The 24448-nt window shown below is 40.7% G+C and carries 28 protein-coding genes; 9 read left to right on the forward strand and 19 right to left on the reverse strand.

Features of this window, described 5'->3' with window-relative positions; all coding sequences use genetic code 11:
• Window positions 1-196 precede the first annotated feature (196 nt).
• The 7 genes from FCL54_RS08835 to FCL54_RS08865 form a co-directional block, all read right to left on the reverse strand.
• The gene (locus tag FCL54_RS08835) at window positions 197-2053 is read right to left on the reverse strand and encodes an LTA synthase family protein (RefSeq protein ID WP_246055181.1); all 1857 of its coding nucleotides are present in this window, start codon (window positions 2051-2053) and stop codon (window positions 197-199) included.
• Window positions 2054-2084: 31 nt separating this feature from the next.
• The gene (locus FCL54_RS08840) at window positions 2085-3698 is read right to left on the reverse strand and encodes an aminotransferase class V-fold PLP-dependent enzyme (RefSeq protein ID WP_138125448.1); all 1614 of its coding nucleotides are present in this window, start codon (window positions 3696-3698) and stop codon (window positions 2085-2087) included.
• On the reverse strand, window positions 3673-4284 hold the full coding sequence (locus FCL54_RS08845; protein WP_138125450.1) for a glycerol-3-phosphate acyltransferase: 612 nt from the start codon (window positions 4282-4284) through the stop codon (window positions 3673-3675). The genes FCL54_RS08840 and FCL54_RS08845 overlap by 26 nt, the downstream gene beginning before the upstream one ends.
• A gap of 126 nt (window positions 4285-4410) precedes the next feature.
• A complete protein-coding gene (locus tag FCL54_RS08850) occupies window positions 4411-4692 on the reverse strand; it encodes a hypothetical protein (protein ID WP_138125452.1) in 282 nt (93 codons plus the stop codon).
• A gap of 167 nt (window positions 4693-4859) precedes the next feature.
• Window positions 4860-5885 carry a GTP 3',8-cyclase MoaA gene (gene moaA / locus FCL54_RS08855; RefSeq protein WP_138125454.1) on the reverse strand — a complete coding sequence of 342 codons (1026 nt, stop codon included), beginning with the start codon at window positions 5883-5885 and terminating at the stop codon, window positions 4860-4862.
• Window positions 5886-6102: 217 nt separating this feature from the next.
• Window positions 6103-6585 carry a ribonuclease H-like YkuK family protein gene (locus FCL54_RS08860; RefSeq protein WP_138125456.1) on the reverse strand — a complete coding sequence of 161 codons (483 nt, stop codon included), beginning with the start codon at window positions 6583-6585 and terminating at the stop codon, window positions 6103-6105.
• Window positions 6586-6719: 134 nt separating this feature from the next.
• Window positions 6720-6938: a DUF2188 domain-containing protein gene (locus FCL54_RS08865; RefSeq protein ID WP_138125458.1), complete on the reverse strand. Its 219-nt coding sequence runs from the start codon at window positions 6936-6938 to the stop codon at window positions 6720-6722.
• A gap of 550 nt (window positions 6939-7488) precedes the next feature.
• On the opposite strand from FCL54_RS08865, the gene FCL54_RS08870 reads away from it, so the two are divergent.
• Both FCL54_RS08870 and FCL54_RS08875 read left to right on the forward strand, forming a co-directional pair.
• On the forward strand, window positions 7489-7806 hold the full coding sequence (locus FCL54_RS08870; protein ID WP_138125460.1) for a phasin family protein: 318 nt from the start codon (window positions 7489-7491) through the stop codon (window positions 7804-7806).
• Between the two features lie 18 nt (window positions 7807-7824).
• A complete protein-coding gene (locus tag FCL54_RS08875) occupies window positions 7825-9489 on the forward strand; it encodes an ABC1 kinase family protein (RefSeq protein ID WP_138125462.1) in 1665 nt (554 codons plus the stop codon).
• Between the two features lie 13 nt (window positions 9490-9502).
• Here the strand turns inward: FCL54_RS08875 and FCL54_RS08880 are convergent, their stop codons facing one another.
• On the reverse strand, window positions 9503-9784 hold the full coding sequence (locus tag FCL54_RS08880) for a hypothetical protein (protein ID WP_138125464.1): 282 nt from the start codon (window positions 9782-9784) through the stop codon (window positions 9503-9505).
• Between the two features lie 247 nt (window positions 9785-10031).
• Here FCL54_RS08880 and FCL54_RS23930 point away from each other — a divergent pair, with 247 nt between their 5' ends.
• From FCL54_RS23930 to FCL54_RS08910, 7 genes are all read left to right on the forward strand, one after another.
• A complete protein-coding gene (locus FCL54_RS23930) occupies window positions 10032-10199 on the forward strand; it encodes a hypothetical protein (RefSeq protein ID WP_171016758.1) in 168 nt (55 codons plus the stop codon).
• Between the two features lie 577 nt (window positions 10200-10776).
• Window positions 10777-10998, forward strand: coding sequence for a spore germination protein (locus FCL54_RS08885; RefSeq protein ID WP_138125614.1), 222 nt, complete (start codon window positions 10777-10779; stop codon window positions 10996-10998).
• Between the two features lie 122 nt (window positions 10999-11120).
• Window positions 11121-11750 (forward strand): spore germination protein GerPC, encoded by a 630-nt coding sequence (gene gerPC / locus FCL54_RS08890; protein WP_138125466.1) that lies wholly within the window; start codon window positions 11121-11123, stop codon window positions 11748-11750.
• Window positions 11731-11913 (forward strand): spore gernimation protein GerPD, encoded by a 183-nt coding sequence (locus FCL54_RS08895; protein ID WP_138125468.1) that lies wholly within the window; start codon window positions 11731-11733, stop codon window positions 11911-11913. Before gerPC ends, FCL54_RS08895 begins: the two co-directional genes overlap by 20 nt.
• 18 nt (window positions 11914-11931) lie before the next feature.
• Window positions 11932-12309, forward strand: a complete 378-nt coding sequence (locus tag FCL54_RS08900; protein ID WP_138125470.1) for a spore germination protein GerPE — start codon at window positions 11932-11934, stop codon at window positions 12307-12309.
• 94 nt (window positions 12310-12403) lie between these two features.
• Complete coding sequence (locus FCL54_RS08905) at window positions 12404-12625, forward strand: spore germination protein (protein WP_138125472.1); 222 nt, start codon at window positions 12404-12406, stop codon at window positions 12623-12625.
• 16 nt (window positions 12626-12641) lie between these two features.
• Complete coding sequence (locus FCL54_RS08910; protein WP_138125616.1) at window positions 12642-12857, forward strand: spore germination protein GerPB; 216 nt, start codon at window positions 12642-12644, stop codon at window positions 12855-12857.
• A gap of 74 nt (window positions 12858-12931) precedes the next feature.
• Here the strand turns inward: FCL54_RS08910 and FCL54_RS08915 are convergent, their stop codons facing one another.
• The 11 genes from FCL54_RS08915 to FCL54_RS08960 all read right to left on the reverse strand — a co-directional run bounded on the left by FCL54_RS08915 (window position 12932) and on the right by FCL54_RS08960 (window position 24241).
• Window positions 12932-15433, reverse strand: a complete 2502-nt coding sequence (locus FCL54_RS08915) for a transglycosylase domain-containing protein (RefSeq protein WP_138125474.1) — start codon at window positions 15431-15433, stop codon at window positions 12932-12934.
• 108 nt (window positions 15434-15541) lie between these two features.
• On the reverse strand, window positions 15542-15913 hold the full coding sequence (locus FCL54_RS08920) for a YkvA family protein (RefSeq protein WP_138125476.1): 372 nt from the start codon (window positions 15911-15913) through the stop codon (window positions 15542-15544).
• Between the two features lie 110 nt (window positions 15914-16023).
• On the reverse strand, window positions 16024-16731 hold the full coding sequence (locus tag FCL54_RS08925) for a nucleotidyltransferase domain-containing protein (RefSeq protein WP_138125478.1): 708 nt from the start codon (window positions 16729-16731) through the stop codon (window positions 16024-16026).
• Between the two features lie 148 nt (window positions 16732-16879).
• Entirely contained in the window at window positions 16880-17173 is a 294-nt protein-coding gene (locus FCL54_RS08930) for a spore coat protein (RefSeq protein ID WP_138125480.1), read from the reverse strand.
• A 405-nt stretch (window positions 17174-17578) separates the two neighbouring features.
• The gene (locus tag FCL54_RS08935; RefSeq protein ID WP_138125482.1) at window positions 17579-18868 is read right to left on the reverse strand and encodes a hemolysin family protein; all 1290 of its coding nucleotides are present in this window, start codon (window positions 18866-18868) and stop codon (window positions 17579-17581) included.
• A gap of 154 nt (window positions 18869-19022) precedes the next feature.
• Window positions 19023-19226: a YuzI family membrane protein gene (locus FCL54_RS24890; RefSeq protein WP_138125484.1), complete on the reverse strand. Its 204-nt coding sequence runs from the start codon at window positions 19224-19226 to the stop codon at window positions 19023-19025.
• Between the two features lie 226 nt (window positions 19227-19452).
• Entirely contained in the window at window positions 19453-20739 is a 1287-nt protein-coding gene (gene aceA / locus FCL54_RS08945) for an isocitrate lyase (protein WP_138125486.1), read from the reverse strand.
• 100 nt (window positions 20740-20839) lie between these two features.
• Window positions 20840-21010, reverse strand: coding sequence for a hypothetical protein (locus FCL54_RS23935; protein ID WP_171016759.1), 171 nt, complete (start codon window positions 21008-21010; stop codon window positions 20840-20842).
• 236 nt (window positions 21011-21246) lie between these two features.
• The gene (gene copZ, locus FCL54_RS08950) at window positions 21247-21453 is read right to left on the reverse strand and encodes a copper chaperone CopZ (protein ID WP_246055182.1); all 207 of its coding nucleotides are present in this window, start codon (window positions 21451-21453) and stop codon (window positions 21247-21249) included.
• 35 nt (window positions 21454-21488) lie between these two features.
• Entirely contained in the window at window positions 21489-23891 is a 2403-nt protein-coding gene (locus FCL54_RS08955) for a heavy metal translocating P-type ATPase (protein ID WP_138125490.1), read from the reverse strand.
• Between the two features lie 23 nt (window positions 23892-23914).
• Complete coding sequence (locus FCL54_RS08960; protein WP_138125492.1) at window positions 23915-24241, reverse strand: metal-sensing transcriptional repressor; 327 nt, start codon at window positions 24239-24241, stop codon at window positions 23915-23917.
• Window positions 24242-24448: the final 207 nt, after the last annotated feature.

The raw sequence follows: 24448 nt of genomic DNA on the forward strand, positions 1-24448 counted from the left end.
TCCTACGAAAAAAACGATAAAAATATTTCCCAGAAAATCACACTGTATCATTCATTTAAGCAGCCGACTTTCGTGACCCCAGCGCTTAGCCAGTGGTAAATGAAGAATAGAGCTGTGAAAATAGCTGGATTGATATTAAAACCAATCTGAATTTGCTTTAAAAAACCACCCGGACCAAAGTCCGAGTGGTACTATTCTACTTTTTTCCTGTGAATCGAAGCAGGTCTCCTAATATGACCTTGTCTGAATAACCAAGTTCCTTTTGAACCTCACTAAAATATGGAGTACATTTATTTCTTTTCACTTTTTCGTCCGTTTTTTTATCATAGCATGTGTTCTCAGTGTAAACGTATTTATCGGTTACAAAACTTCCATCCCGGAAAATAACCCGTTCTTCCCGATCTTTAGCAAATAGGCTCGTGCCGAAGGAAAGTGTATTGTACTCAGGATCCACACCCAGTAAGGATAGAATTGTAGGCCTCAGGTCTATCTGACCGCCTACAGTGTCTATTTTTTTACCCTCCATTCCAGGGACATGGATGATAAGCGGTACCTTTTGCATCGCAACATGCCTGGAAGGATTAATCTCTTCATTTAATACATTACCAAGTGCCTCGCTGTAACTTTTAGAAATTCCGTAATGGTCTCCGTAAAGAACGAAGATAGAATTTTCATACAACCCTTTTTCTTTTAAATCTGCAAAGAATTGTTTCAATGCTTCGTCCGTATATCTGACTGTTGTGAAATACCTGTTCACAACTCCTTCTTCTGTTTCTGCTTCCGGTATATATTTATCCTCATCGTTTAATAAGAACGGAAAATGATTTGTCAACGTTAAGAACTTTGCATAAAAAGGCTGAGGAAGTTCTTCTAAATATGGTACAGACTGCTGGAAAAACGGAATGTCTTTCAATCCGTAGTTCACAGAGTTTTGCTCGGTCACATTAAAATCTCTTTTTGAAAAGTAACGGTCATATCCCAGAGTTTTATACATTACTTCCCTGTTCCAGAACTCCCGATCGTTTCCATGGAAGGATGCAGCATAGTAACCTTTTTCTTTTAGTATTTCCGGAAGTGCATAAAATTCGTTATCCGGACGCCTAACAAACACTGATCCACCTGAGAGAGGATATAGACTGTTATCAATAATAAATTCAGCATCTGAAGTTTTTCCCTGAGCTGTTTGATGATAAAAGTTAGGGAAATAAAAGCTTTCCTTAATTAAATCATTTAAAAAAGGAGTGACTTCTTTGCCGCCGATTTCCTTTCCTATCACAAATTGCTGTGTAGATTCCAGCGAGATAAGAATAAGGTTTTTCCCTTTCGCCGCACCTTTGACATCTGAACTGGTTTCAGTATCTTTTTTGCTCAAATATGCATCTATTTCCTCCGTGTCTGTTCCGTCCGCAAGTACGCGGTTCATCGAAGCTTTGGAATTTAAAAGAATATCATAAAGATGGTAATTGTAAGTTCCAAGCCCTTTTACAAGCAATTCCCTGTCATACGATTTGGTTATAAATCCTGGATTTTCTATGAAACTTGCAGTCAACGGAACTACGATTAACATTAAACTTGTTGCTAAAACCGCCATTTTGCTTCGAAAGGAGATTGCAGAATGCTGGATATTTTTTCGTTTGATTAACCAGAGGAGCAATACAACATCGAGGAACAACAACGGATCGGGAAGATTGATCAGTTCTACAGTGCTTTGGCTCAGGCCGCCAACATTTTTAAACTGGAACAATACCGGCAGCGTAATAAAGTCAATATAAAAGCGATAATAGAGCACGTTTCCGTATAATAAAAACGTAAGTAAAAAGTGGATCAATACAATGACCTTCGGCCGTACTTTTTTAGTGAATAAAAATCCGACTCCAAGCAAAAACGCCACAGAGCCAAGGGAATTAAAAAAGAGGACGATTTCCTGTATTATTGTTTTGGAATGAAGATCAAAGACCCATTTATAGACAACATACGTTTTTATCCAGAGCAACAAAACAGCCAGCAGATAGATGGTAAAAGCGGAGTATCGTTTCTTTTTGTCGGTCATCATGTCTTTTCATCCTTTCAGCTACTCTCGCTTTTTAATAAGTATCTACAGTATTTTTACCTTTTTTTATCATTTCACAAACCTTTTTTAACTGTCTTATTGCTTCGAATAACCGCTGGGTCTCGTATTTACCCATTATCGAAATCTGAATCCAGTTCTTCCTTACTAGATAATCGCTTTCATAGCTTAAAAGGTATCCCTGTCGTTTCATTGCATCTCCAACCGAAACAGAATCCAATTCTTCTGGAAGCATAACCGTTATAACTGTAGGAGATTGAGCGCTTTGATCTCCCGCTATCTTAAAGCCGTACTGAAGTAATTTTTTACGTAATCGTTTTGCGGTTTCATAGGTTTCATTGATATCCAGGTCATTAATAGCTATATCTAGTGCTTTTATAAGATTAGAAGAGTGTGTGAACGGTACTCCCCCTTTCTCAGCATAGTACCCAAGATCAATGTACCTTGGCAGTTTATGCGAAGGGCTTATGGCATGGTTATAGAAAACCATCCCAAGTCCCGGATAGGAACCGAGTGCTTTTCCGCTTACTGTTGTAGCAAGGTAAACGTTTGAAAGATCTACCTGGATTCCACCGACCGAGCTGCAGCAATCCAGGCATAGTTTTAATTGATATGTACTTGCTATCCACTCGAGTAACCCAATCTCGTTAACCAGTCCTGTTGACGTTTCGCAGTGTACGGCCCAGATCCACTTTATCTCCTTATCTTGTTGAAGAACATGGGTTATTTCATCGTATCGGAATGCTTCTCCCCATTCTTTTTGGAGAGCTACGAAACGGAGGCCAAACCTTCTGGCATGATCGATGAGGCGTTCTCCAAATTCACCGTTGCTCAGGATCAACCCCTTTTGATCCAGTAAAGAAATCTGGCCAGCAACAACATCATTTCCGAGCGTCCCTGTCCCTAACAGAATTTCGACATGTTGAGCACTCACTAGATCACATAGCTTTTCTTTCGTTCGATTAAATATCCGATGGAAATCGTTCGAGCGATGGGAGATCGGAACATCATTCAGCGCTGCTCTTGTAGGTTCGTTGAAATTAACCGGTCCCGGTAACAGACTGTAAAGTGTTGAGTTTTTATCTAACGCTCGTCGAAAGGCCTTTGTTCCATTTTCCAGCTTTTCTCTGGTGATATACATCGGTTGAAACTGTGCTTCTTCAGAGCCAACAAGGTGCCCGAACGGCTGAAAACCGAGGTGTTTATATAACTTGCTTTCTCGAGTAGTCCCAGAGATCAGCGCCAGGTCATATCCCTTTTTCACACAGTATGTGACTAGCTGGCTGATCAACCCAAAGAACACCCTGGTCTTTCGATACTCTTTTTTTATTGCAAGAAGGCGAACTTCACACGGTATTCCATTCTTCGGTAAATAGCCGTCTAAATGATCAAGCTTTTGGTCGAGGGAAAATGGTCTCTTTCCCCGAACCGCGATCATTCCCACTAAATTTTTGCCAGATAAACAAACGATATAGGTGTTTTCTTTATCGAATCGATCAACAAGCATGTTTTCTTCATTATGTTCGTGCTGTGGGATCTCTTCCACAAAAGTCTTATAGTTCAACTTATATATCTCATTAAATTCCCAATCTTGATCAGCTATTTTAAAAGTAAGAGACCCTGCCTTCATTTCCCTCTCCCCTTTTTATTCTCCTATATTCTTTATCTATGTCTTTTCGATGTGCATATAGTATCAATCCAGCGAGCGTTAACAAAAACAAACTCGTTTCGGCAGATTGCACGAACAAATAAGTAACGAATGGCAATAGGGAGATTGCACTCAGACCGCTCAATGTGAATTTTCGAAGGAGTAGATACAAAATAAAGAAAAGCCCCAGTAGCGTACCTAAAATAAAAATACTCAGTGCGCTTATTACTCCTATGTAAACCGATATTCCTTTTCCGCCTCGAAACCTTAACTGGATCGGCCATATATGACCGACAACTGTAAATATCCCGGCCAATAGTACCCACATAATCGATACATCTAGGTGATAGGAAATGGCTATTGCGATTACTCCCTTAATAGCATCAAAGAAGAAGGTGAGGAGGAATATAGATTTGCCAAATATTCTTCCGGCGTTTCTCGCTCCCGGGTTCCTGCTTCCCAGATCCCTAATATCTTTGCCTGTATTCCATAAAACGATATAGTATGCTGCATTGAGACATCCCAGCATATAACCGAACGTAACAGAACCAACTTCACTCCAACTCATCGTAACCTCCGTCTTAGTGGATTCCTTTAATCATACCACTTGTGGACAAGTGCAGGTCCATTAGAAAATATACATTCACATACTAGACGATTAAAAACAATAAATTGTTTCGGGCTTTTTAGCTTTTTAAAAATTTATGCCAAAGACGAGTGACACAAAACCAATAGCAAATAAAACCAACCCGATGATGATGGAAAATAAACTGATGACCCACCAGGGGATCGTGTCCAAAACTTTTGTTTCGATTAGAAAAAACATACTTTCAACCCGGTCTATGTTCTTTGCTTCTTTTGCATGTTCAGCTGACTTTGACTTTTGCCTTTCAAGCTTGTTAAAAACGAGATGCGGACTTGAAACAACAGCAAGCCCCATCACCCAGAATAACAAAGCAAGAATCCATCCTGTCATGGTTATCACCTCTTTTTAGGTATTCACCATGTAGTATGCACGCTGAGTCAACGCACTATTAATATGCAAAACCAAAAGGTTGTACAACCGTGGTTTTGCAGTCATGCCTGTGATCACTATAAACAAAAAAGCATGGACCCAATTTGGATCCATGCTCTCATACGGATTTATCCTCCAATATAGGACATTTCTATTTTTTCACGGGTTTTTCCATTGTTTGTAGCGGTCAATCGTTCATCAGAATATCGATCATGACGATTATTCCAGATATCTGTAATAAGCTCTGTCAATTCCTGGTCACTATAACCATTCCGCATCGGGTTGCGCAGGCTTATCCCTTTTCCTGCAAAAAGGCAGGTATAGATGGCACCATCGGCTGAAAGCCTGGCTCTAGTACAAGACGAACAGAACGAATCTGTTACAGATGAAATCACGCCGATTTCTTCATCTGATCCTTTATATCGATATCTGCTGGCTACTTCTCCATAGTAGTTTGCATCAATAGGCTCTAACTGCATTTCTTTATCAATCATCTCTACGATTTCTTTTTTTGAAACAACATGGTCAAGCTTCCATCCGTTGGAATTTCCTACATCCATAAATTCAATAAAACGGACGATATGGCCAGAGCCTCTAAAATATTTTGCGAGTGGAACAATTTCCTGCTCGTTGACCCCTTTTTGGACTACCATGTTGATCTTAACTTTTAATCCTGCTTTTGATGCCTCTTCAATTCCTTTTAACACTGGGCCAATGCCGAGTCCTCTGCCGTTCATCTTAGCAAAAGTGGCATCATCGATTGCGTCAAGGCTCACGTTAACTCGATGCAATCCAGCTTCTTTTAAAGCATGTGCATGTTTTTTCAACAATGACGCATTCGTTGTTAAACCAATATCATTAATGCCTTCAATTTCGCTGAGCATTTTCACAAGTACAGGAAGATCACGACGAAGCAATGGTTCCCCGCCAGTCAAACGAATTTTCTCAACGCCTAAAGATGCATAAAGCTTTGCAAGCCTTGTGATCTCTTCAAAAGATAAAAGCATGTTCTTAGGCAAGAACTCATGATCGGGCCCGAATGATTCTTCAGGCATGCAATATCGGCATCTGAAATTACATCGGTCTGTTACAGATATTCTTAAGTCTCTTAAAGGTCGGTTCAACTTGTCGGTTACTGGGTTTGTTCGCTTCATGCTATTCCTCCCTCCTGTGGGCAACGTAAGATTTCCATTTTAATACTATAATAAACACATTTCAAGTTTTTTTCTAGCCTTTCGCCTTCTGTCCTCTAATCTTCCAATAGTATATCGTGCAGACCGTAATAGAAATGTGATGTTTATCACTGGTTGGTATCTTCTTTTTGCTACAGAAAAAAAGCTGGTATCTCACCAGCTTTCTTCTCCGATACATTTAACCGATCGATTTCGTATAACGATCCGCAACACTGCTTGCGCCAAACGAATCAGGTTTTATCTTCGCGATATATCCAACTGAAGACACCCAGCCGACCACTTCCTGAATGACTTTTCTTGTTTCACCCTGCTGCCCAACATCAAGATGAATTTCGATCGGCCAATCAGCAAGAAGTTCCGAGATGCCTTCTTCCTTCAATTTTTCCATTAAATTAAGACTAAGTTCCGTTTCCTTATAGATTCTATGCCGCAAATCAAAAATAGGCTTATGCTTTATTTTATGATAAAAAATCCTTGCTCCTTTTCCTACTCGATGGATGATCAAAGCTGTTACAAACTGTGTTGTTTTTCTTGTTGTTTGTGAATCTGTACCAATTACTACTCGATAAGGCGTTTTCGGATCCTCTTTAAGATAAGACTTAATGACATTCGTCAGTTCTTTCGTCGAGACTCTTCCTACAGACGGACTAATCAGGTTCAAAGGTCATGGACTCCTTTCGTTTGTTTGCACAGCCAATCCAATCTCTTTCTTATTCTTATAATATTCAACGATGCTAAGATATGTACAAATTTAATGCGAATAAAAGAGAAAATGGGGGTAAGGGGAAAGTCCCCTTATGATGTTCCGTTATACATACTCTTATCTTCTACTTCTCCATCCATGTTATGGATGATAAGCTCACTGGGACGGTTTTCATCGCAGAGGCCTCTGCCATATTGATAAGTATCTTCTTTATTATCAAATGTTCTTGTCGGCTTATCTGCACCCTGCCTTTTTAATTCCCAGTGGTCTTTCTCGTCATTATAAAGAATTTCATATACTTTTCTTTCCATTATCGTTTCCCTCCTTTTTCTGTACTATACCCTTTACTAAAACAGCATCAAACAGCCCTGATTCCGAATCCATAGGCAGCTTTATAATTTTAGCTCTTTTCTAAAGATTGTTGTTTTTGCACAAAAGAGATAAACTGCGACGCAATTGCAGCATTGATTTTCCACTTCGGGCAGTTGGCTTTCCTCGGGCAACGCTTCAGCTGTTGTTTTTCCCGTAGGACAAGGGAAGCTTCGGCAGCGTTACATCTCACGATGGAAATGTGACCTTTTCTTCGTGCGATGTCTTGCTGCGTAGCCTTCCTTATCCTGCGGGACAGCGATGACGCTGAGACCCCGCAAGGAGCGTTTTGTGCGAGTGAGGAGGCTCAGCGCGAGCCCGCGGAAAGCGTAGTGTATTTCCGCAGCGGTCATCCATCCGTTATGTCGCAGTTCCTCCCTATTGTGAAGTTTATTAGGCAACAAAGTATGCGAAAAAGAGCCATATTTTTAGATAATCCTTCAGTGAAATAGGGTATATAAAAAGGAAAGGCAAAAAACGGAGGGGAAAAAGTTGGAAAATCTATTTAAAAAAGGATTTTTGCTTGGAATAGGAGTAGCTGCGTCAGGAAAAGAAAAGCTCGAAAATACGTTAGAAAAATATGTTTCAGCAGGACAGCTTACTAAAAATGAAGCCAGGTCATTGCTTGAAGCCACATCTGAAAAAGGGAAAAACGAGATAAATTCATGGAACAATGAGATAAAGAAAAAAACGACAGAACAATTGAAACAATTAGGTTTTGTAACACAGGAAGACTTTAAGGAAATACAGGCCCAGTTAGTATTGTTGCAAGAAGAACTTGAATTGCTTAAACAAAGCCAAAATAAATAAGGGTTCGGGTGACTGCTTATGGTTACAAAACATATCAAGCATATTAATCGCTATAGAGAGATTGCAACCACACTAGTAAAGCATGGATTTGGCTATATCGTAAAAGAGGTAGGATTGTTCCATCTGCTTTCATTGCCCAAAAGAGTCACAACCGATCTTAAAGACGGCGGCAATGGGTCACTTGGTGAAAGGATAAAGGTTTCGCTAGAAGAACTGGGCCCAACATTTGTAAAACTCGGTCAGCTGCTTAGCATGAGAAAGGACCTTTTTCCAGAAGAAATCGGAAAAGAGCTCGAAAAGCTTCAAGACCATGTGCTGCCCGTCTCATCTGATGAAATCAAGCAGGTAATTGAACAAGAGCTTGGAACTGGAGCGACGGAAATCTTTGCAGAATTTGATGAAGATAGTCTTGCGGCAGGTTCGATCGGGCAGGTCCATAAAGCCGTTCTTCATTCAGGTGAGGAAGTTATCGTGAAAGTTCAACGTCCTCATATCCGAAAAAAAGTGCAGATTGATTTAGAAATATTAAATGACTTCGCACTCTTACTGGAAAATCATTATGACTGGGCTAAAACAAACCGTGTTTCCGAAATAGTGAAAGAGCTTGCTGATGCATTACGAAAAGAATTGGACTTTAAACAGGAAGGCAAGAACACCGATTTGATGCGTCTGTTATTTGAAGAAGAAGAGTGGCTGAAGATCCCTAAAATCTGCTGGGATTTTACAACTAAAAAGGTTTTAACGATGGAACAGGTTTCCGGAAATAAAGTCTCCGAGATCGAAAACATCGAAAACTTTGACAGAAGCCTTGTTGCTGAACGGCTTGTCGGTTTATTCTTCAAACAGGTGCTTGAAGAAGGATTTTTTCATGGGGACCCTCATTCCGGCAATATCTTTTTTTCAGAAGGGAACAACATTGCTCTGATTGATTTTGGCCAGGTAGGAAGGCTTTCTAAGCAGATGCGGCATGATTATTCTACTTTAATGTATGGACTTGTTAAGCAGGATACAGATGCTGTAGTAAAGTCGATTTACCAGCTTGCCAGAGTTCCAAAGTCTGTTGATGAAAAGCAGTTATATGACGATATAGACTTATTAAGGAGGCATTACAACCAGATACCATTAAGCAAAATCGATCTCGGAAACATAATAGATGATCTTTTTTCGACTGTACAGCAGCACAACATCATTATCCCTACTGAGTATACATTATTATCTAAAGCAGTTATTACTATTGAGGGCGTCGTTTCCAGGCTTGACCCTGAGTTAAATCTGATAAAGCTTGCTGAGCCTTATGAAGGTGAATTTATTAAACAGCGCTATAACCCCAGGCGGATGGCGGTCAAGCTATGGAAAGAGGCTGAAGATTTTGGCACGACCATCAAGGTTCTGCCTGAACAAATGAGCGAACTTCTCCAGAAGGTTAAAAAGAACGGTTTGCCGCTGGAAATCAATCTTGATGAATTTGAAGGGCTCCTGTTTAAACTTGACCGAATCAGCAACCGAATTTCTTTTAGCATCACATTGCTTGCCTTCAGTATTGTAATTGTTGGACTAATAATAGGCTCTACGTTTGGCGATAGCTTTCTCTCCAATATTCCTGCAGTGGAAATTGGATTTGCAGTCGCATTTTTAATGTTTCTCTGGTTAATTTACTCCATACTTCGGTCGGGAAAATTTTAAAAGAGCGCAGTATCTAACATTTCGACTGCGCTCTTCCCTTTTTCCTTTCAATATGACCTTTACTGCGAAATGGAATGATGGTTCCGGGTTCCTTTTTTATGTGCCGATAGATCACAGGAAACCCCGCCAGTTTATTTTTCATAAATGTTTGCCTGGTAATCGGCCTTCTTGCTGACCACTGGATGGATGCTGGATTCTGCCAGGTATCATGCGTGATTAATTCCTGCTTATAAAAATATTTATTACCGCTCGAATACTCTTCACATATGTAACGGACAGTATGCTTACTATGCATTTTCCCCCTCCTTTCTGTTATGCCTACAGTTTTTCCAAAATAGTCAATAGAATTCATTGAAATTACTCCTCATAAAAAAAACACTCAGCTCCGTGTTATTTCTAAAAGATTTTTAAGAAAAATCACTCGAAATAGGACAAATATCATCCGAATGAGACGAAAGCTATAGAAATGAAAACAAAACGGTATGTTATACTAGCAAAAAGGTCCTTGTTTTAGCATATTGCCTGTAAAGGAGTGAGTCACTATGAATACAACTGACTATTTATCGAAAGACGAAATAAAGAAAATCGAAGAGATCGGATGTAAGATGGAGAAATGCAAATCATTCAAAGAAATGGAAGCTCACTACCAGGTTATTATGCAAATTATCGAACAGGCAAAAAATAATCAAGAAAAATGCAGAGTTTATTAGAATCCAAAATAGAGCAATACAGGAGGCTGGCTTTCCTGAGCGGGAATTTTTCACCAAATCCCTCTTAGGAGCCAGCCTCCTCTGCTCAGAGCATCTATGCTTACTCCCTTATTCCATCATTATTTGAGGTCATCAGATCCGTTATTTGTGATACCGGCCCTTCTTTTTTAAAATTATAGGGCATCTGTGCTGTTATTTAGGGTTAAAACGTTTATTTGGATCCGATTTTGAGCAAATAGCTGAACATATGACCTCTTTTTTTTGAAAAGCAGTGTTTTTTCACAAATAGAGGATTCAATGACCTATAATTAATATCTCGGATCTCCAGGAGTTCACCAGTTGCCATGCTCTTCAATCTTGCTACTGAGTCTATCGGTATTCATGGATTTTCGCCACTTCCTCTTCCATCGACCTCTTTCAAAGCAGTATCTATTAACAAAATTTAAAACAATAATCTAAAGAGCCTGTTCGTTTGAAGAAGTTATAGATTTTACTTTCCTAAGCTGACTATAGTGTTAACACCTAGATGAAATGCACATAAGCTAAAATAGAACTAATGGAGCAAAGGATGTTCTTTATGCCTGCTTTTGTCGGAGTAGTAAAAGTAAACAGCGTCGGTACATCCGGCGTACTTCATATCGGGGATGTATACATTGTAGCACCTTATAGCCTTACCAAAACTTTTTCTGGCGCTGGATCTTTCAATACCGGGGTCGGAATCACCAATAACAATGCCTACAGCATCACTACGACATATGATAAAGATGCGATTGATTCCAGTATTATTGCCAACAACTGACACCGTAGAAGCAACATTTCAATAAAAAAATAGGGTGCTGGTAATAAAAATGGATGATGGGCTAACACCTAGCTGCTTCTTTGCATATACTGTTGTATCTATTTCACGGGAGGTGGTGGCGTATGTACCAATATGGAAACTACTTTTATTCGTTACAGCAGCTCCAGCAAGCAATCCACCAGCAAAATCAGCGGATTCAGCAGCTTGAAAATGTGATTGGCAGACTTCAACAAGAGCTAACAAACATCAAAGAAGAACCACGCACAAATATCGAGAGAGTGGAATATAAATTTGACCAATTGAAAATCGAACAGCTCGACGGAACACTAAACATAGGGTTAACACCTAACGGCAAAGCTGAAGCGATTGAAGAATTCTCCGTAAATGGAAATTCCATAAATGGGGAGGGGGCAAATGCACCATACCCTGAAACAATTCATGCAGTGCAAAGAGGAGTTCAGGATTATTTGCAAAATGCCGTCTGGAAGGATATGCAAGAGATCGAACAAAGGCTAAATTACCCACTGGACCCACCCTATCGGCAGTTTATTATAGAAGATATTAAGAAACAGGTAGACCAGAGAATCAACTATTATTTAAATGAAATGGGGAACAGGGTGCAAACAGATGATCCGTCTGACCTTGAGAATTCTGTGATTAAAAAAGTGAATAAAGATATCTATAACACGATTGAAACCTTTATAAAAAATTTGCCGAAAGGAACGGATAATAATGAACTACCAGGTAATTAACCGGGGGTTAAATGTTGGAGATGTAAGGATTATTGCCATCGCTTCTTCTGCGATCTTTTTAGTAGGAGATGCCAACAATATCTCCTGTTCATCAATTTATGATACGCCACCAGAATCCTATATTGTTACCAGACCGTTTGTGCCTTTTGCTCCTTCAGATTAAGAAAGGGGAAAATCATCTTTGTATAACAGGTCTTCAGTTGTTCCCATAGTTAAAGTAAACGACACATCAAGTTCTTCCATTGTGCAAATTGGAGATAGTGTCAACCTTGCCCCCAGAGCGGATGTATTTGCGGTCCAGCGTGAACTCCCTATCTATTATGGAAGGGAAGCAGATGATTTGAGCCCATTTCCGATTTACACCCAGCCTATTCCTGAGCCAATTATTGATGAACCGATCAAAATTACGACATACCATGAAAATCCAATAATACATGTTAGAAGTATAGGCGTAGTCGGAATCGGTGCATCTGGAATTTTGCATATCGGCTCAACGAGAAGCGTGAACTGTGAGGCAAGGGTGAAAAACATCAGGCAATTTTTAAAAGAACCAGAATAAGAGAGTCCTTTTTAAGATAGGAGTCAAAACCCGAACTATTACTAAACTGGCAACATACACTACATTATGAATAAGTCTGCAAAGGATGTTCACTATGCCTTCAATAGTTGGTCCAGTTAAAATTAATACTGTAGGTGGCAGCGGAGTAGTAAACTTTGGGGACTCCTTTAACGTAACACCAAAAAGCACAACGAAAACCTTTGCGGGTTCCGGATCCTTTAATACAGGAGATTTTCATCAGGTAAACAACGCTATCAGTGGAACGAATACAGTAGATCCGGATTTAGCAGACGAAAATATCGCGGCAAACAACTAGACCGGGGGTGATTTTGATAAACCTCTTTGTTAATCAAAATATAGTCATCCACAGTTTAAAGATCGAAGGGATAACAAATTCATCCGTGTTACAGATCGGCAGTGCGGGAATCATCAAAACACTCTCTAACCTTTATAATACAGGGGGATACACAGAACCGGCGCCTGAGATTGAACCCCCAGTTGCACCTCCAGAAATTTTTGTCCCGCTTACACCGCCTACACCAACATAAACAGAAAGACAACAATATATCCACATTTATAATCAAGAGCCTCCCTGGAAGGAGGCTCTTGATTGTATGAAGCGTTAATTTGTTTCGCTACTTTTTTCGGTTGTTCCGTTATCTTCGCTGCTTTGTGTCGAGGCATCAGGTTCTCCATCTTGACTGGAAGAAGAATCTTCCCCACTGTTTTCAGCGCTGTCGTCTGTACTTTGGTTATCTTCTTCGGTAGTTTCTTCTGTCGCTTGTTCATCATCTGTTGTCTGGTCACCTGTGTCCTGGCTTTCTTCATTGTTTTGCTCACTATCTTGACTGTCAGTTGCTTGTTTTTCTTCTTCTTCCTTACTTTTTTTATCTTCTTTTTTATCCTTTTTTTTCTGCTCTTTCTTTTTGTCCTTCTCTTCTTCTTTCTTTTTCTTATCTACATTTTTATCCTCTTTTTGTTTTTCTTTGTCTTTATCAGACGAGCTGTTTTCTTTTTTATGATCTTCTTTATTCTGTTCTTGCTTTTCTTTTTTTACTTCATTCTTAGCAGAAGATTCCTTTACAGGTTTTTTCTCTGGTTCCGTACCCTTAACAAATAGTTCTGTTGTGATTTTATCTTCCGGTGTGTTTTTATTTGCTTCCAATCCGCTTTCTTCATCGATTTTCAATTCTACAACTGAAGAAGGCTTTTTGAAATCAGGCGTTTCTTTTCCTTTTGACACTTCAGAAACAACGTGTTTAAAGATTAGTTTTGCGATATCGTCGTCTTCTTTCTTTATATAACTATCTTTTGTGGTTTTGTCATAGCCTGTCCATACTGCTGCGGTATAGCGTGTCGTGTATCCTGAGAACCAGGCATCAGAGTCTCCTTCATCATGAATATTCTCTGGCAGGCCTGTCGTTCCGGTTTTACCAGCGAGAGGAAGTCCGGAAATATTGGCCATTTTTCCGGTACCTTCGTTAACTACCGTTTTTAGCATGTCTGTTATCATATAAGCAGTATAATCGCTCATAGCCTGTTCTGACTTTGGCTTGAATGACTTCTCTTTTCCATCTGCAAAAACAACTTTTCTTACAGTATGCGGTTCGTTATAAACCCCTTCATTTCCGAAAGCTGCATAAGCTCCCGCTAGCTGAAGCGGAGAAATCCCATTTTTGAAGCCTCCGATGGCATGTGCAGGATATGCATTTTCAAGATTTATTCCAAGCTTAGCCGCAAAGTTCTTCGCATCCTTGGAGCCGACTTCCTGGAACGCTTTAATCGCAGGTATATTATATGACCATTGTAGTGCTGTTCTTATCGAAACTTCATCATGGAACTTATCATCCCAGTTTTTAAACGTTTTACCGTTCGCCTCAATTTCTTCATCTTTAATTTGTTTATACGTTGACCATTTTAACTTTTCGATCGCAGGTCCATATGCCAAGATCGGCTTAGCAGTAGAACCGGGCTGCCGTTTTAATTGTGTTGCATAGTTAAAGCCCTTTTTAATATCTTCATCTGCCGGATTTCTGTTTCCGCCGATCGCTCGAATTTCGCCTGTTTGTGTGTCAAGAAGCACGATTCCTGCTTTAAACTTTTTGTCCGGATAAGAAATATATTCATCTGTTGAAAGCACCTTATCGGTAAATTGCTGTGCTTTCGGATCAAGTGTCGTGTAAATCTTTAACCCCGATGAATACAGGTCTGACTCGGAAATGCCTTTTTCTTCAAGCTCATCTACTACCTGTTCAATAAATCCGTCATATGTAACGTTCCTTTTTTTAGGGTGCAGTAAATCTTTAACAGGAATCGATTGGGCTTCTTCTTTTTCCTTTTGAGTAATAAAGCCGTGCTTGGCCATTAGTGAAATAACGGTATCTCTTCGTTCTTTAGCAAGTTCAGGATGATTGAATGGATTATAGCCGCTTGGCCGTTGAGGCAATCCTGCTAGCAGTGCAGCTTCACTGACGTTTAGTTCTTCTACAGATTTCCCGAAGTATACTTCAGCAGCTGTAGCAACACCGTATGCTCCTTCCCCAAAATAAATCTTGTTCAAGTACATTTCCAGTATTTCTTTTTTGGAATATTCATTTTCCATTTTGATAGCCAGGTACGCTTCCTGTACTTTTCTTTTGATCGATTTTTCTGGAGTCAAAAAAGATTTCTTAACGAGCTGCTGGGTGATGGTGCTTGCTCCTTCAGCGCCAAAACCATCCGTTACGTTGGCGAGGACTGCGCCGCCGATCCGCTTGATGTCGATTCCTTCATGCTCCCAGAACCTGACATCCTCTACAGCTATAAAAGCGTTTTGAACACCCTCTGGTATTTTGTCTATCGGAGCAATTTTCCGATATTCCTTTCCCGCCACATCCGTTATTTTTTTATTGTTCATATCGTAGATGGTGGATGATTGAGGATATTTTAAAAGTTCGGGATTTAACTCTGGCGCCTCATTTATATATGCCATTCCTGTATATCCGCCCACTCCAAGTGTTAGAGTACCAATTAAAATAAGTGCTATAAGCGTGCGTAAAAACATTTTCTTAAAGGCGCTTCTTCCCTTACCGTTTTGTTGTTTTTGTTCCCGATATTTTTTACGAGAGAGAAAACGGCTTCCCATTTGGATTCCTCCTTATCTTCTTCGTTCATAAAGAAGGAATACCCAAATGTTTTAACATCAAAACATAAACGATAAGGCTTTGGCTTAAAGTAATGGAAATAGCAGTATCTAAGAAAAAATCACTCTCCAAAGCAGGCATATTAATAGAAACCAGATTAAGAAAATAAAGAGCAGGCCAGCAAGTTTTTGTTGTTTGGAGGGTGCGATCGTTTTTGCTTTTTGTTTATTTTCTACGATCACCTTTTGCGGAATCAGCTTAAGTGTGAGATAGATTCCAACCGGAAGAAGAATAACATCATCAAGAAAGCCCAGTACAGGAATGAAATCTGGAATAAGATCAATCGGACTTATCGCATATAATACCACCAATCCGCCTATTACCTTTGCATACCAGGGAGTACGCGAATCCTTTAGAGATATCGCGATCGCACTGATCATTATTTTTAAATCTTTTGCCCACTGCTTAAGTTTGTCCAGCATTATTTTCCCCTCTTTTGTTTGTTGGAATAAGCTGCCTTGAGCATATCATAATCATACTCAAACAAAAATAAAACGGCTGCACGCATGGCAACCGTCAGCTCTCTGTAGTATTAGAAAAAGACGCTATTTGAAAACCCGTTGAATAAACGACCTCCAAATGGCTTTAGTTCATTGTCTACAAGTTCTATGAGCTTTTTCTTATCCTTTTGTTCAAAGAAAGCAGTTAAACTTTGCTCCAGTCTCAGTGCCGCCTGTTCATCCGCCTCTTTCAGGGATCGGAAAATCCATTTTCCTTCTCCCATCCACTTCTGTTTCGTACGCAGCATAAATTCCGGAATTTTTCTGGATAGAGTGCAAACGGTAAACAAATTCTCAGAATCGTTTTCGGACCCTTCGAGATCTTCCACTAAATCGGTTAACAGGTACCTTTCCTGGTCAATTTCGTCTTTGGACCATGGCATCGGCCCTTTCTTTAATCGTTCCATCGCGTCCTTCTTTAAAGCGGCACCTCTTGTATTTTCCCTTAAAAACACTCCATCAGAACACATGCGGATAAAGAGAGGGATTCCTGCTCTCCGTTCCATCTCCATTACAAACTCTGGCGAATCCCAGTTATGGAAAAAAACTTCGACCGGCCATCCAAATGCTTTATATGAAGCACGGTACTCTCTTTCATCTTCTTTGATAACGATGATATCAAGGTCTGACTTATTCGTTGCGCCACCCCTCACAACACTTCCTGCCAGGATGGCAACATCACAGTCAGGAAAATACTCTTTGATGAATAAACTGGCAGCTTCCTTAGGTTTAAGTGTCATAATCGTTGCTTCTCCCCTTCATCTAAAGCAAGGGGCTAACCCAAGAAAGATTGGTTCTCTTTCTCACTGTTCTGCAGAATCCTGCTAGCAATAAGAAAAGATATCCTGATCTTCTTATTAGTCAGCCCTATATGCCTTTCAATCTAACTTACCACCAGCCACCCGGCCCGTATCCATAGCCGCCGTAGCCTCCATATCCATACGGGCCACCGCCGTAGCCTCCGTAGCCTCCGTAACCACCGTAGCCTCCGTATGGGCCATACCCGTATCCTCCATATCCCGGATACAACAATCCGCCTAATAGGCTTCCGCCAATCAGACCTCCTGCAAGACCGCCAGCAAAGCCTCCTAATAAGGGGTAACCGAATTGCCGCTGCTCATGTCCTGCCATTGCTGGAATATATGGAGATCCATAATAATGATTTAAGTTATGGTGCTGCATGGTTTTCCTCCTTTTATAGTCATTCATCTAAATGCCTACAATACAGGTTATGGCAGGACACTCGTCCTGGTAAGGGACATTCGCGGAGATTTAGGCAGAAAGAAAACTCGGCATACGTTTAGGAAATAAAGGGGTGTTATTACGTTCAGGCTTTTTAACAACGCCGTTCATTTTCCACTGCGAAAGAAGACATCCTTCCTATATATATAAAAGCCCCTTCGACTGAAGAAGGGGCCAGATATAATATAAAAAAGAAGAGGCTGTACAGTGGGACAAAGTACAGCCAATTAAAGGGGGTCACATATTAAACGAAGTTTTTTTCTTAATAGTTTCACCTTTTGATAAAAAAGATCCAATGTAACCAAACCACAATATTCCTGTAATCTTTGTTACATTGAAGAAAGCCTACTCTTTAATTACTTCGATGGTTTTCACCTGATGGCCTTCCACATCCACCGCTTTAAAACGGTAATTTTCATGTTCCACTTCTGTCCCTCTTTCAACATCAAATTTTTGGGCGAGGAACCATCCTCCAATCGTGTCAAATTCATCATCGTCTAGTTCGAGCTCGAATCGTTCATTGATCTGTGAAACAAGGACTTTTCCATCAACCATTGTCGTTTGTTCATCGATTTGCTCTATCATCGGCCTTTCATCAATATCAAATTCATCCCTGATCTCACCGACAATTTCCTCAAGAATATCCTCCACTGTAACTAGACCAGACGTACCGCCATATTCATCTACGATTATCGCCATGTGGATCCTATCTTTTTGCATTTTAATCAACAGGGTTTGAATCGGTGTATTCTCCACAACACTGATGACAGGCCGGGTATAGTCTGTTAAGTGTATTGGCTCGTGTTCGTTTAAGATAGCATGATAAACTTCCTTTATGTTAATAATGCCGACAATATCGTCTTTATCCTCATTGGCAACAGGGTACCTTGTATACTTTGCACCATCAATAATCTTAAGGTTTTCCGTTAAGGAAAGATCTTTATATAGTACGACCATTTCTTTTCGAGGTATCATGATCTCCCTTGCGACCCGGTTATCAAATTCAAAAATACGGTTTACATACTGCAATTCAGTCTGATTTATTTCACCGCTTTCATAGCTTTCTGACAAAATAAGCCTCAGCTCTTCTTCGGTGTGTGCTGTTTCGCCTTCGGATGCTGTTTTAAAACCGAACAAGCGGACAAAAACCCTCGCAGAACCGTTCAAGGCCCAAATAAAAGGATACATAATTTTATTAAATAAAATCAAAGGACGGGCCAGCAGTAAACTTATACCCTCTGCCCTTTGAATCGCGATGGTCTTTGGAGCAAGTTCTCCAAGTACTACGTGCAAAAATGTAATGGATGCAAATGCGATCACAAAAGATAATGTGCTGGATAATGTCTCGTTTAAGGCAAGCTTTTCGAAAACAGGATGCAGTAAATGTTCTACTGTAGGCTCTCCTAACCAGCCGAGCCCAAGGGACGTAATGGTGATTCCGAGCTGGCATGCAGATAAGTAGCCATCCAAATCATTTATAATCATCTGAACAGCAATCGCTTTTCCGTTCCCGCTTTCGGCTAAATTATCTATCCTGGTACGGCGTACACGAATAATTGAAAATTCAGCAGCTACGAAAAATGCCGTTAATAAAATTAAAAAAGCCACAAGCAGTAAATTGATAAGTAGTTCCATTCCAGGTACTCTGCATCGGCAGAGTTGTCACCTCCTATAACGATGATCTGCTACGGTATGTATACTTTTTATATTACCCTAGTTAAGCTCCAGTAAAAATAAAAAAGCCCCCGATTACGGGAAACTTTCCTAATAGACAAAAACGCGCTCCTTTTTATCGATGCGGCCAATATATACTACTGGAAATAATAAAAACACCAGAAGCGAAGACAATAAATTCTGGGCTTTGCGAAACAAACAAAAGATAATCTCTAAAACTGTGTCCAATAATTATCATATTTAGATGTAAGATCATCGTTACACCACCGGCAACTGATAAGCCAAACCCGATCAGTAATAAAAAAAAACGGAAGATCATATGTTATTTTGCTCAATGAATGTCTGTCTGGATTTTCCTACCATCCATTGCGCCTCCCTTTCATCATCTCTCTACCACTATATTTAGCCAGTCCTAAAAATATGTAAGGTTTGTCCTCCTACAAAGGAAAGACCCACAGTCAAAGCTAGAACTCACGACGCCGTTTTACCGAAGCAAACGGACAGGGAGAGCAAGCTTGTTTGTGGGTCAGCTAAAACGTAGTTTTTTAGGTTTGAACCGTAAATTGTTCTTCTTCTGTTGATCCTTTAAGCGCCGTTGTTGAAGATGTTCCTCCTGAAATAACCTGTGCTACAGCATCAAAATAACCCGTTCCGACTTCACGCTGATGTCGTGTAGCAGTATATCCTTCCGCCTCACTTTGAAACTCTGCCTGCTGCAATCGAGAATAAGCAGCCATTCCATGGTCTTTATAATCTCTAGACAATTCGAACATGCTGTGGTTTAACGCATGGAACCCTGCAAGTGTTACGAACTGGAATTTGTATCCCATTTTCCCGAGTTCCTGTTGAAAACGAGCAATCGTTTCATCATCCAGCTTCTTTTTCCAGTTGAAAGAAGGCGAACAGTTATATGCTAGTAACTTGCCCGGGAATTTCTCGTGAATCGCTTCAGCAAACCGCTTCGCTTCCTCAAGATTAGGTTCAGAAGTTTCACACCAGATGAGATCAGCATATGGAGCATACGCAAGCCCTCTGGCAATCGCTTGATCCAACCCGGCTTGTGTATAATAGAACCCCTCTGGTGAACGTTCTCCAGTTAAAAACTGCCTGTCATACGGATCAACATCACTCGTAATTAAGTTTGCTGCATTTGCATCAGTTCTGGCGATCAGCACTGTAGGAACACCCATCACATCTGAAGCGAGACGGGCAGAAACAAGATTCCTTACTGCCTGCTGGGTCGGCAGCAACACTTTCCCTCCCAAATGCCCACATTTTTTCTCTGAAGAAAGCTGGTCTTCAAAGTGTACGCCTGCTGCTCCTGCTTCAATCATTCCTTTCATCAATTCAAACACATTCAATGCCCCGCCAAACCCTGCTTCTGCATCGGCCACAATAGGCGCGAACCAATCTCTTGTCTGGATTCCTTCCGAATATTCGATCTGGTCCGCCCGCTGAAGTGCCTGGTTTATCCTTCTCACCACATTCGGTACACTGTTAGCAGGATACAGGCTTTGGTCAGGGTACATCTGGCCAGAAAGGTTAGCGTCCGCTGCTACCTGCCAACCGCTTAAATAGATAGCTTGTAGCCCCGCTTTGACCTGTTGGACTGCCTGGTTCCCTGTCAGGGCACCCAGAGCATTTATATAATCCTCCGTCGTTACAAGGTTCCAAAGTTTTTCTGCTCCTCTTTTGGCTAGTGTATGTTCGATTTGAACGGACCCTCGAAGCCTGAGTACCTCTTCGGGAGAATAAGGACGTGTAACTCCTTTCCATCTCTCACTGTTCCAGCTTTCCTTTAACTCATTAATTTCTTGATTTTTGTTAGCCAAATGATCCGCACCCTTTCTAATTTTTATTTACCGGCCGGGATAATCTGTTCTGAATAACACCCTGATACGGTAACCATCTTTCCTTCTAAAACTTTCCAATTTAATCGCCAGTTGGACTTCCTGATAAAAAACCTTTTCTCACTTCAGTCAATACGACCGTTTCCGCTGCATCTATGGCAGCCAACACAGCCTTCTCCGCTGCAATGCTTGCATTCTTTGTGATCCGAAAACATTCCTTTTCCACTGCAATGACTGCAATCCAGTTCTCCATTCCCCTGACAGGTATAGCAATTCATTTTAAAACCCCTTTCCAACTGTTTTAATACAGTTATAATTTTTATATTATGTATTATATAACAGAGAACCAAAAATGTTCAACACAATTTTCTGTATTTTTTTAATTTTTATTTTTTAATGCTTTCTCTCTACATAAAAAACCCGACTCCAATAATGGAATCGGGCTTATCTCTTCGAAGAGTTATCCACATTTTTTGCGGGGTCAGACCCCTATTCTACATCGTATCCCTGGTCTTCGACTGCCTCTGTCATTTTTTCTTTTGAGACCTGGCCTTCTTCATAAGATACATTTACTTTTCCATCCTGAAGGTGAACTTCTACTGCTGTTACACCTTCGAGTTCTAATAGAGCTGTCCTTACGGCTGTTTCACAATGAGCGCAAGTCATCCCTTTTACATTAAGTGTTGTTTGTTCCATTTTAATATCCCCTTTCATTTGCGAAAAATGGTTTATTATATTTTCACTCGCTTCAATCGAAGTGAGTTTGAAACAACAGAAACTGAACTAAACGCCATCGCAGCTCCTGCGACCCACGGGGCCAGAAGGCCGATAGCAGCGATCGGAATCCCGATCGTGTTATAGAATAACGCCCAGAAAAGATTCTGGCGGATGTTCTTCATTGTAGCACGGCTGAGTTTTATCGCTTTTGGAATATGATCCAGGTCTCCACCGACAAGGGTTACATCAGCAGTTTCAATCGCTACGTCTGTTCCGGTTCCGATCGCCATCCCTATATCTGCAGTTGCCAGTGCAGGAGCGTCGTTTATTCCGTCGCCGACCATCGCCACATGTTTACCCTGTGCTTGCAGTTCCTTTACTTTGTTTGCTTTATCTTCTGGAAGGACCTCAGCAAACACCCCATTTATTCCAACCTGTTTTCCGATCGCCTCAGCAGTTCTCCGGTTGTCTCCGGTAATCATATAAACTTCGATTCCAAGCTCCTGCATCTTTTCGATCGCAGCTTTTGAGGTTGCCTTAACAGTATCTGCAACAGCGATAATGCCAACGATCTTACCTGCTTTCCCAACAAACATCGCTGTTTTTCCATCTGTTTCTAATAAAGCCAGCTGGTCTTCATAGTCTTCATAATCAATCGATTCTTGATTCATCAACTTTCTTGTACCAACGAAAACCTCCTGGCCATCGATCGATGCTTTGATACCATGGCCTGGTATCGCTTCAAATGTTTCAGCCTCTTTTATTTCAATACCTTTTCCTTCACCGTACTCTACGATCGCTCTTGCAAGCGGATGCTCGGAAGCTTTTTCAGCTGCTACTAACAGGGATAACACATCTGATTCGCTTTCCCCGTAAACCAAAAAGTCAGTTACTTCAGGCTTACCTCTAGTGATGGTACCTGTCTTATCAAGGAGGATAGCGTCGATTTTTTGTGTTCCTTCCAAGAACTCCCCGCCTTTAAATAAAATTCCCTGCTCTGCTCCTTTCCCTGTTCCAACCATGATACTGGTCGGTGTCGCAAGCCCCAGAGCACATGGACATGCGATGACCAGAACTGCGATCGCCGCTTCCAGTGCCTGTGGAAGATTCATCGGATCAACCAATAGATACCAGACGAGGAAGGTAACAATGGCAATCCCAACCACGATCGGAACAAAGATACCTGAAATAACATCAGCCAGCCTCTGGATCGGAGCTTTAGAGCCCTGAGCCTCTTCTACGATCTTTATGATTCCTGCAAGTGCAGTATCTTTTCCTACTTTTTCCGCTTCCATCGTTAGCATGCCGTTCTCATTGATCGTAGAACCGATGACATAGTCCCCTTCTGTTTTCTCAACAGGGATAGATTCTCCAGTTATCATGCTTTCATCGATTGATGATTTTCCTTTAACCACTTTACCGTCTACCGGTATTTTCTCGCCAGGCCGTACGATTAAAATGTCTCCAACCTGTAGTTGATCCACAGGAACTTTCACTTCATTTCCATCTTTTAAAAGTGTCGCTTCTTTCGCCTGTAGATTCAACAACTTTGTAATCGCCTGTGTCGTACGTCCTTTTGCAAGATCTTCAAACAACTTTCCAAGCAAAATCAACGTAATTAAAATCGCACTTGTTTCAAAATACAGTTCCGGCATATGCATAGGCTCTAGTTGATATCGAACCGCTTCTATTACGCTGTAAAAATAAGCGGCCGAAGTCCCCAGTGCAACGAGCACATCCATGTTGGCGCTCTTATTTTTCAATGCCTTATAAGCACCTACGTAAAATGGAGCTCCAATATAAAATTGGATCGGAGTCGCAAGAATAAATTGGAACCACGGGTTCATAAACAATTCTGGAACCGGGATGCCGGTTTCAAAAGGTAGATGGGCAATCATCGTATATAAGAGTGGAAGCGAAAGAACAGCAGAAAGTAAAAGCTTGCGCTGTTTTTTCTTGATTTCCTGTTCTTTATGTGATGTTTTCTCTTCTCTGTCTTGCTTTACTACTGCTTCATAGCCGAGTTTCTTAACCCTCGCCATAATATCATCAATCGACACAATCCCGGGATTATATTCGACCACACCTGATTCTGTCGTAAGGTTTATCGCCGCCATCGAGATCCCGTTCATTTTATTGAGGCTCTTCTCGATCCTGGTTGAACAAGCTGCACAGGTCATTCCGTGAATATCAAGCACGGCTTTTTCCTGACGTACTCCGTATCCGAGCTTTTCAATCTTATTTGTGATATCTTCAACAGAAACGACCGCATCATCATAAGAAACACTGGCTTTTTCCATTGCCAGGTTGACGTTTGCATCCACACCATCCATTTTATTTAAAACCTTCTCGATCCTGGCCGAACATGAGGCACAGGTCATCCCAGTTACTTCAAGTGTTACGGTTTGGGTGCTCATTTTTTCTCACCTTGCTTTCCGAGTTAAGAATTGGAAAATTGTTTAACCACTTTCATCAATTCATCAATGTGATGTTCTCCTTCGCCTTCTTTGATAGCACCGGCGACACAAGTTTTCGTATGCCGCTCAAGCATGGAGTACCCTACTTTCTTTAATGCCGCCTGAACGGCAGAAATTTGAACAAGGACATCTACACAATACCGATCGTCCGAAACCATCTTTTGCAATCCCCTGACCTGGCCTTCTATTCGCTTCAACCGATTCATTAACAATTGTTTTTCATCTGCTGATCTGGGTGTCAATTTTTCTTCTTCGCAATGGCCTTGCTCCTGCAAGTTTTTTTCTTCCATCACCTTTCACCTCACTCAGTTCATTATACCCTATAAGGGTATTATTAAACGCACCTTTAATATACCCCCTATTGGTATTAAAGTCAATAAAATTGTTTGAAATTGTTTGAATTTTTTTAGGATGTGTAGACAATTTAATCAACTTTAATTAGTTGTCATAGAAACCCTTACCCCATATACTTTTGTACATACACTATCTTGATAAGA

The sequence above is a fragment of the Exobacillus caeni genome (assembly GCF_005747095.1).
GTDB lineage: Bacteria > Bacillota > Bacilli > Bacillales > Guptibacillaceae > Exobacillus > Exobacillus caeni.